Below are 4637 nucleotides of genomic sequence, written 5' to 3'. Positions count from 1 at the left end.
GGGTATGTCTTTTAAAGAAATACATTCTCCAATTCCCGGTTTTCGGAATGATTCCCTTGATGATCGAATTCTGCAATTTTTAATGCGAATCGAGGCAGGTACTCCTTGGGGGAGGAAAAACTGGTCGCTCATGGCAGGTAACCGATTAGATACCTCACTTGAAACATTTTCAGAATGGGGTCAGGCCAGGAAGCAGGTAACAAAGGAAAATGCGGGAGAACTCGTTCATTTAAGAGTAGAGGTCCAAAAGCTTTTCCGTCTGCCAAAAAGTAACGGTATTTTATTTACCATCCATTCACACATGCTGCCTTTAGAAAGGTTCATTCAGCATACCCCGGGGTTAGAACAATTTTATTCGATTCTTCACGAACTCCCAGACTTTATTGCAGACTACAAGGGTATTTCTCTTTATCGAAAAAAGGTACTTGATTATCTAGAAGAGGAAATGAAAAAGAGATGAATCTAGTGCAAAAGGAATTATTATTTACTAAGGGGAAAAGGAAATATTTATTTTGTGCCGATGCAAGGGGTGCAGAGCCTCTATATATTCTCGTTAATCAAGCAATTGAGGAAAAAGTCCCTTTTGATTTCCTCGTCTTCGAGCATGAATCTGATGACTTCCTTAATCTTTGGCTCAATCAGCAAAAAATGGGAACGTACTTGTATTTATCTGGAGATTGGGAATTTGTAAACCGATTGAAAAATCTAGCCTTTGAGGCAGGATTTTCAGATCATGAAATGCAAATGAACATACTGGGACCTATAACAAAGAAGTTAATTTGCAGTAAATGTCACGGTGTAAATGATGTTGAAGATGATCCGAATATCACCTGTGAGCATTGTGGAATTGAGTTGGAGGTTTCCAGCCATTATTCACGCCTTCTAGAGGCATATCTTGGCTACACTTCAATAAAACAATCATTTGGTCATAATGGAGGAGCATGATCTTGCATCGAAATTCAATACTACAAGTACGTGTAAAAAATATTGTAGAAGAGACTGCCACGATAAAAAGGTTCACCTTACAAGCAATGGATTACTCTTTGCTTCCGTATTTTAGTGGCGGCTCACATATAACAACCTGTTTACCACATCCTTCAGGTACATTGGAAAGGCATTATTCTATTTTTAATATAAACGCTGAGGCTGGTCTGTTTGAAATAGCGGTCCGCTTGGCTGAAGACTCAACTGGGGGCTCTCGTTATTGGCATCAAAATGTTAAAATAGGTGATGTATTACCCGTAAGCTACCCCAAGAATTACTTTCATTTAAGTTTCCAAGCGAAACACCATGTGTTTTATGCAGCGGGGATTGGAATCACTCCCTTTTTATCCATGATGGCAGAGCTGGCAGAAAAGAATTCTTCCTTTGAACTTCATTATGCTGCGAAATCAAAAGAGCAATGTGCTTTTTATGAATTCATAAGTAAAACCTATCCAGATCAATGCCGCTTTTATTTTTCAAACAGCGATGGAAATAAACGTTTATCGCCAACACAACTTTTGAATCATCGAATTGGGACCCATGTGTATTTTTGTGGGCCTGATAACTTGATTCAAGACTTTACAAATGCAGCTAAAGCATATGGCTATCCATCGTTCAACATTCATGTCGAACGATTTGCCCCGCCAGCGAAAAAGGAACAGCAGGCATTCCAAGTAATATTAAAAAGAAGTGACAAACAGCTTGAGGTTTCAGAAAACACTTCTCTATTAGCTGTGCTTCTTCAAAACGGAATCAGGGTTCCTTACTCTTGCCGTGCAGGTGGCTGTGGAACTTGTGAAGTAAATGTAGTCGAGGGACAGATTGTTCATTTTGATTCGTTTTTAACAGAAGCTCAGCAATGTTCCAAACAAACTATGCTTAGTTGTGTTTCGCGCGGGAAGGGCAGATTGGTATTGGATTTGTAACGAATAGATTAAAATTCTGGAATTGGTTAATTCTGATTAACAGGATTAGATGTAAAGGTGGAAAATATGGCTAAAACAATTGCAGAAAAACTTAACTTACAAAAATATGAAAAAGCAGCGGTTTTGAATGTCCCAGAGGGTTCAGACTATTTAACGGAACTTGAAGGTTATGATACAGAGCTAAATAAGGATCAATCGTATGATCTGATTTTTGCTTTTGTGTTTGATCTGGAAGCTTTTAAAAGGATCGTAAATACGGTTATCGAGAATCATTATTTAAATAAAAAAGGATATATCTATTTGGCTTATCCAAAAAAGGGGAATAAAGTATACTCAACCTATATTCATCGTGATGAGATTTTTCCTGGCATAGGCGTGGATGAGAATGGTTATGTTGGGACAAGTACTATTAAATTCGCCCGGATGGTTGGATTAGATGAGACTTTTACGGTTGTTGGTCTAAAAGAGGAAGCTCGAAAAAATCAGCCTTCTAGTAAAGCAAGTCAGTGCGTTGATGATTACATTGAGCTGATTCCAGAAATAGAAAAAGATTTGCAGGATACTCCAGCATTACTTGATTTCTACCAATCACTTACACCAGGATATCGTAAGGATTGGGCTCGTTTTGTGTATAGCGCAAAACAAGAAGCGACAAAAGCAAAACGTCGCGAGGAAATGAAAATGATCCTTGGAGCAGGTTACAAGAGCCGGGAATTATATCTTAGAAAATAGTGGGAAAAACATCTTGCGTTATAGGGTCAATTTATATCGGAACAGCCTGATTCCAGTAGTTTAAACAAGAGAAAACAACGTGATATACTTGTCCGGTAGAATCGTACCCTTTTAATATTTCAAAAAGAACTAGATTGACAGAATTAATAGCTTATTGTAGCCTAGTTAATATAATTTAATATTTACACCTCACTTTTTACAAGTGAGGTAGAGGCGCGATATTTAACAGTCCTTAGCGGAGTTTGAGAAGCTATGATGCTAGGGAGAAGGAAATGTCGCCGAAGTTGGTAATATACTCATTATTACTTGCTGGGTCTGTAGTTAAGAGCTGCAGGACTGTCTCAATAAACACCCAGTTTATTGAGTTGTGCTATCTCATTTAGGGAAAAAGAGAGGAATTTTGGGCAACTATGATATTAGTGCGACCTGAGTTTATCTCAGGTCGCTTTTTTGTTGTCAAAAAAGATTTATTAAAACCAAGGAGGAGAAACGAACATGAGAAAACAAGCATCATTATTTCTAGTATTGCTGCTTTCAGCAATGATTCTTTTAGCAGGCTGTGGAAGCAAGGATAAAGCATCTGGCTCATCAGATGAGAATACATTCAAAGTAGGTCTTGAAGCAGGCTATGCGCCATTTAACTGGACTCAGAAGGACGATTCGAATGGTGGTGTCAAAATTGCTGGCACTTCAGAATATGCGGGCGGTTATGACGTAGAAATCGCGAAAAAGATTGCAGATGGTTTAGGCAAAGAATTAGTGATTGTTAAGACGGAATGGGATGGTCTTGTACCAGCTTTAACTTCAGGCAAAATTGATGCGATCATCGCAGGTATGTCACCAACTGCAGAACGAAAAGAGACAATCGATTTTTCGGATAACTATTATAAATCCAATCTAGTAATGGTAGTTAAAAAGGGCGGAAAGTACGAAGGAGCAACTTCAATCCAGGATTTTAAAGGAGCAAAAATCACTGCTCAATTAAATACATTCCACTATTCGGTAATCGATCAAATTGAAGGAGTATCCAAAGCGACGGCAATGGATAACTTCCCGGCGATGAGGGTTGCGCTTGAATCTGGAATCATTGATGGATACGTTTCAGAGCGTCCTGAAGCGGTAAGTGCTTCTGGTGCAAACGAAAATTTAGCTATGGTCGAATTTAAGGATGGATTTAAAACATCAGAGGACGATACAGCAATCGCTGTTGGTCTTGAAAAAGGCAGCAAGTTAACAGGAAAAATCAATGAAATCTTAAAAGGCATCTCTGAGGAAGATCAAACGAAAATCATGGATGAAGCGATTAAGAACCAACCTGCAGCAGAATAAGGATGACGTAAAACCGGCTGTATACGTATACAGTCGGTTTTATGATGATATAAAGGGGGAGAAAAATGAGCTTAGAGTGGATTGTAAAGATCATTTCGGAAAACTGGCCTATGTTCCTTCGCGGAGCAGGTATTACACTTTACATTTCTCTGATTGGTACCATCCTGGGTGCAATCATTGGTCTCGTAGCAGGAGTTATACGCACAATTCCTGTACCAGAACGGGGAATCAAAAGAATATCACTTAAAGTAATAAACTTCATTTTATCGGTTTATATCGAGTTCTTCCGCGGTACTCCGATGATTGTTCAGGCTATGGTCATTTATTATGGTTCGGCCTTAGCATTTGGTATAGATATAGACGTAATGGCAGCAGCACTCATTGTTGTATCAATCAATACTGGAGCATACATGGCAGAAATCGTTCGAGGCGGAATTGTTTCTGTTGATAAAGGCCAATTCGAAGCTGCACAAGCGATTGGCATGAATCACTTCCAAACAATGATGAACGTCGTATTGCCACAGGTCGTCCGTAATATTTTGCCTGCGACGGGCAACCAATTTGTCATTAATATCAAAGACACATCAGTCCTGAACGTTATTTCCGTTTCAGAATTGTATTTCTTAACAAAATCAGTTGCTGGTAACAACTTTAGATACTTTGAGT

At 38.9% G+C, this 4637-nt stretch carries 6 protein-coding genes and 1 riboswitch; all 6 genes read left to right on the top strand.

Annotation, left to right across the window (positions count from 1 at the left end; genetic code table 11):
- The coding region (locus WB217_RS11585; protein WP_423993381.1) for a heme-dependent oxidative N-demethylase subunit alpha family protein at positions 1–460 on the top strand (460 nt) is incomplete at its 5' end.
- Positions 457–945 carry a dimethylamine monooxygenase subunit DmmA family protein gene (locus WB217_RS11580; RefSeq protein ID WP_423993380.1) on the top strand — a complete coding sequence of 163 codons (489 nt, stop codon included), beginning with the start codon at positions 457–459 and terminating at the stop codon, positions 943–945. The genes WB217_RS11585 and WB217_RS11580, both read left to right, overlap by 4 nt.
- A gap of 2 nt (positions 946–947) precedes the next feature.
- Entirely contained in the window at positions 948–1910 is a 963-nt protein-coding gene (locus WB217_RS11575; RefSeq protein ID WP_423993379.1) for a PDR/VanB family oxidoreductase, read from the top strand.
- 66 nt (positions 1911–1976) lie between these two features.
- Positions 1977–2642: a YdeI/OmpD-associated family protein gene (locus WB217_RS11570; RefSeq protein ID WP_423993378.1), complete on the top strand. Its 666-nt coding sequence runs from the start codon at positions 1977–1979 to the stop codon at positions 2640–2642.
- A gap of 200 nt (positions 2643–2842) precedes the next feature.
- Positions 2843–3023: riboswitch (Lysine riboswitch) on the top strand.
- Positions 3024–3137: 114 nt separating this feature from the next.
- Complete coding sequence (locus WB217_RS11565; protein WP_423993377.1) at positions 3138–3971, top strand: transporter substrate-binding domain-containing protein; 834 nt, start codon at positions 3138–3140, stop codon at positions 3969–3971.
- 65 nt (positions 3972–4036) lie between these two features.
- A partial coding sequence (locus WB217_RS11560; protein ID WP_423993376.1) for an amino acid ABC transporter permease occupies positions 4037–4637 on the top strand: 601 nt, incomplete at its 3' end.

Source organism: Mesobacillus sp., from assembly GCF_049588175.1.
In the GTDB taxonomy this organism is placed as follows: Bacteria; Bacillota; Bacilli; order Bacillales; family Cytobacillaceae; genus Mesobacillus.
Note: the sequence above shows the minus strand (reverse complement) of the source record. Positions and strands in the feature narration are given on the sequence as shown.